This window comes from Actinosynnema sp. NPDC050436 (assembly GCF_040655415.1).
GTDB lineage: Bacteria > Actinomycetota > Actinomycetes > Mycobacteriales > Pseudonocardiaceae > Actinosynnema.
Genome location: NZ_JBFAJV010000036.1, coordinates 1 through 3107 on the forward strand (window position 1 = coordinate 1; position 3107 = coordinate 3107).

The window sequence follows — 3107 nt, forward strand, 5'->3', positions numbered from 1 at the left end:
AGTCAATCTCAAAGGAAACCTCTTGACGAGGTTCATAAATTTACTGGCTATTCGGCACGCTGTTGAGTTCTCAAAGAACACGCGCTCACCATCGTAACCCACTCGTTTCGAGTGACTTTCTCCGGGGCTTGTGTCCCGCGCTCCGTTCCGGTCTGTCCCGGCCCGTTCCGCGCTGGCAGAGAGAAAGTTACACGTCGCCCAACGCGGAGACAAATCGGGGGTCCAGCGCACTGTCCTCGCAGGTCAGAGCACGTGCCACGGGGTCTAAACCGGATCATGTGTGACCGGGGCCACGAAAACAATCTTCAGTGCGGTGCAGACGGCAGCAGGACGACCACCGAGAGGCCCCCGCCGGGGATGGCCGACGCGTGCACCCGACCCTCGTGAGCTGCGACGGCGGCCCGCACGATGGACAGGCCCAGCCCGGTGCCCGTGCGCGCGGTCCGGTCCGCGCCACCCCGCCGGAACGGCTCGAACAGCTCGTCCACCCGATCCGGCGCGACCAGCCGGCCGGACGACGACACCCGCAGGGACGTCCAGTCCGGCGCTCCCTCGGTGCGCACCTCGATCCAGCCGCCGGGCAGGTTGTGCCGCACGGCGTTCTCCAGCAGGTTCCCGGCGATCCGCTCCAGCAGGGCGGGGTCGCCCACGGCCGGTGCGGGTGCGGAGACGAACGACGCCCGCACCTGGTGCTGCTCCGCCTCCCCCCGCACGGCCCGCCACGCGGACTCGACCACGGCGTTCAGGTCGACGGGCTCCCGCACCGCCAACCCCAGCCCGTCCGTGCGCGCCAGCAGCAGGAGCGCGCTCACGAGCTGTTCGGCGCGTTCGGTCGCGGCGCGCACCACGGACGCCATCCGGCGCAGCTCGGCCTCGTCGGCGTCGGGATCGGCGAGCGTCACCTCCAGCTCGGTGCGGATCACCGACAGCGGGGTGCGCAGTTCGTGCGAGGCGTTGGCGACGAACCGGCGCTGGGAGTCGAAGGCGGCCTGCAACCGGTCGAGCATCTGGTCGAAGGTGTCCGCGAGTTCGGCGACCTCGTCGCGCGGGCCCGCCAGGCGCAGCCGCTCCCCCAGCGACTCGGCGGACAGCTTGCGGGCCGCGTCGGTCACGTCGTGCACGGGCCGCAGCACGCGGCCGGTGATGGTCCAGGCGAGCAGGGCGGCGGCGGCGACCACGCAGAGGAAGGCGATCGTGCCGGAGCGCAGGACGTCGTCGCGGGCCTGCCGGCCGAGGACCTCGGCGAGCACGCCCGCGTCGACCTCGACCCCGTCCACCCGGACCGTGCTGCCGTCGGGGAACCGGGGCGAGGACGCGACCACCCGCCCGACGAGCATCCAGCCGAGCACGAGCAGCAGGACGCTGACGAACGCGACCAGGCCGGTGGCCAGCAGGGTCAGCCGGACCCGCAGGCCCGGTCCGCGCCTGCGCCTCAGCGCGGGCCGTCCTGGGCAACGCCGGCCGTGGGCACCCGGTAGCCCGAGCCGACCACGGTGTCGATGATGCCGGGCTCGCCGAGCTTCTTGCGCAGGGTCATCACGGTGACCCGGACGGTCGTGGTGAACGGGTCGGCGTTCTCGTCCCACACCCGTTCGAGCAGCTCCTCGCTGCTGACCACGGAGCCCTTGGCAGCGAGCAGCACCTCCAGCACGCCGAACTCCTTGCGGGTCAGCTCGACGGGCCGGCCGGCGCGGCGCACGGTGCGGCGGGCCGGGTCCAGCTCGACGTCGCGGGCGGTGAGCAGCGGCGGTGTGGCCGGGGTGGCGCGGCGGGCCAGCGCGCGGACCCGGGCGACCAGCTCGGGGAACGCGAAGGGCTTGGCGAGGTAGTCGTCCGCGCCGAGGGACAGGCCGGCCACGCGGTCGTCCAGGCCGGCGCTCGCGGTGAGCATCATGACCCTGGTGAGGGCGCCGGAGCTGAGGATCTCCTTGCACAGCTCGTCGCCCGACATGCCGGGCAGGTCGCGGTCGAGCACGACCACGTCGTACCTGGTCACGGTGGATTTCTCGTGGCCGGTCTCGCCGTCGTAGGCGACGTCCACGGCCATGCCCTCGCGCCGCAGGCCGCGCGCGATCGCGTCGGCCAGTGGCACCTCGTCCTCGACTACCAGGATCCGCACCACACAAAGGTGCCACACATCCCTGAGAAGCGGCTTAGCGAGCCGGGCCGGCGCTCAGCGGGGGTCGCGGACCACGACGGTCTGGGCGGCCTGGAGCGAGCGGAGCTGGAGCAGGGCCGGGTGCTGCTCGGCGAGGCGGGCGGCGTTGAGCAGGGAGCGGAGGGCGGCGGTCTCGCCCCGGGCGCGTTCCAGGCAGGCGCGTGCCTCGCAGCGGGCGACGAGTTCGGCGAGCGCGGCCCTGCGCAGCTCGGCGGGCATGACGACGTCGCGGACGGCCACCCGGCGCAGGTCGACGCCGAGTTCGGCGACGCGGGGCCGGACGATGTCCTGGACCTCGACGGCCACCTCGCCCCTGGCCGGGTCGACCTGGTCGTGGGTGCGGGTGAGCACCGCCGACCGGAGCGCGAGCTGGAGCGCGAGGTGGAGTTCGGCGGCCGGGTCGGCGGCGGCGACCACGAACGCGGTGGCGTCGGACACCGCCCAGCTCACCACCAGGGTGACGCGGACCAGCACGCCGTCGGCGGTCGGGACGTCCTGCCAGGCGGGGGTCTGCGATCGCGGCCGGGTGTCGACCCGGTGCACCTCGTCGCGGCGGGGCAGGGAGTGCTCCCCCGGACCCAGCTCTCCGACGAGCGCGCCGCGCCGGAAGTGCACTGCGCGCTCCCACGGCATCAGCGTGTGCCTCAACGTCCCCTCCTCGGCCCGCTCCGGGGCCGTGACCCCGGCCGTGGGGCGGGGGGCGGGGGCACGGGGCCCGCAGAGCCCGCCGCCCGGTGGTCGGCCGGGGTCACGGCGAACGGGGTGCGACCCCCGTCGCGTTTGCAGCGCGTTGCGCTTCCCGGCTGGGATCGCGGGACCCGGGACGGCAGCGCCGGCCCGGGCCGCTCACCGGTGCGGGGGGGTGTCCCTATGTGGTTGTCAAGCCGCAGCCGGGGCAGGAGTTGTCCCGGGGTGTCGGTAGTGGGTTTTGTTGCGGAGCATGGCGAAC

Annotated in this window: 3 protein-coding genes; all 3 read right to left on the reverse strand. The window is 73.5% G+C overall.

The annotated features are described in order from the left end of the window. Nucleotides 1-305: 305 nt before the first annotated feature. Nucleotides 306-1349, reverse strand: a complete 1044-nt coding sequence (locus tag AB0I60_RS37425; protein WP_360739004.1) for a HAMP domain-containing sensor histidine kinase — start codon at nt 1347-1349, stop codon at nt 306-308. Nucleotides 1350-1432: 83 nt separating this feature from the next. Further along, complete coding sequence (locus tag AB0I60_RS37430) at nt 1433-2119, reverse strand: response regulator transcription factor (RefSeq protein WP_360739006.1); 687 nt, start codon at nt 2117-2119, stop codon at nt 1433-1435. Between the two features lie 54 nt (nt 2120-2173). After that, complete coding sequence (locus AB0I60_RS37435; protein WP_360739007.1) at nt 2174-2806, reverse strand: slipin family protein; 633 nt, start codon at nt 2804-2806, stop codon at nt 2174-2176. Nucleotides 2807-3107 lie beyond the last annotated feature (301 nt).